Source organism: Psychrobacter faecalis (assembly GCF_016107575.1).
In the GTDB taxonomy this organism is placed as follows: Bacteria; Pseudomonadota; Gammaproteobacteria; order Pseudomonadales; family Moraxellaceae; genus Psychrobacter; species Psychrobacter faecalis.
This window is the reverse complement of the sequence record NZ_JABAST010000085.1, coordinates 1-863: the sequence shown is the minus strand read 5'-3', so window position 1 is coordinate 863 and position 863 is coordinate 1. Positions and strand designations below refer to the sequence as shown.

The window sequence follows — 863 nt, the reverse complement described above, 5'->3', positions numbered from 1 at the left end:
TACTCTCTGATAAGGCCATTGGTATTCTCGTTGGTTCCTCGCTGCCATGACGCATAAGCATCGGCAAAGAAGAAAGGGCTAAAGAGCTTTTGTTTCACCTTCTTATGCTGAGCAAACTCTTTACCATTGTCAGAGGTAATGGTCTTAACCTGCAACCTCACTGGCGCTAAGAGTTCTATCATTGCCTCTGATACTTGCTGTGCCGTTTTATGACCCACACGCTTCATCTTCAATAGCCCCGTTTTACGTTCAACGAGCGTGACAATCGCTTGCTTGTGATGCTGACCGATAACGGTATCCGCTTCCCAATCTCCAATACGTGAGCGTTCTTCAACAATACAAGGGCGCTCATGAATCGAGACTCTGTCATTGATAGGGCCTGGAGTCTCAGCGGTTAGACGCTGCCGGTATGGTTTTGCTTTACGTCTGAGACACTGCCACAATGTGCCGCCTTGCCTCTTATCACGCCAAATATAGCGATAAATGCTCATATGACTGATACCAGCATGAACGCCAGATATTTGCTCAGGACTCCAGTTCTCTTTAAGCTTGTCTGTCACCCATGCCCAGAGGTCAGCCACAATAGTTGTGGCGTTGTTAGCCCGTCTGTCACAAGCCTTGTTATTAGCATGCTTTGCTCGGTAACCTCGTAGGCTTTTATTACGCCTAAGCTCTCTTGATATGGTACTGGGACTTCTGTTTAACGCCCTCGCTATGAAATTAATACTATGTTTTGCCCCTTTAAGGACATAAATCTGGTATCGTTCACCTAGGCTTAGATGTGTATAGCTCATGGTTGCAATCTCACTTTGGTCGGTGGATAAAAACTTTGATGCTAGCGCATCTAGGTCTTTTTTTCACCT

1 protein-coding gene is annotated in these 863 nt (G+C 46.0%); it reads right to left on the bottom strand.

The window, feature by feature from the left end:
- Positions 1-794, bottom strand: a 794-nt coding sequence (locus JFC07_RS13020; protein ID WP_198329224.1) for an IS30 family transposase, incomplete at its 3' end; no start/stop codon positions are given.
- Between the last annotated feature and the right edge of the window lie 69 nt (positions 795-863).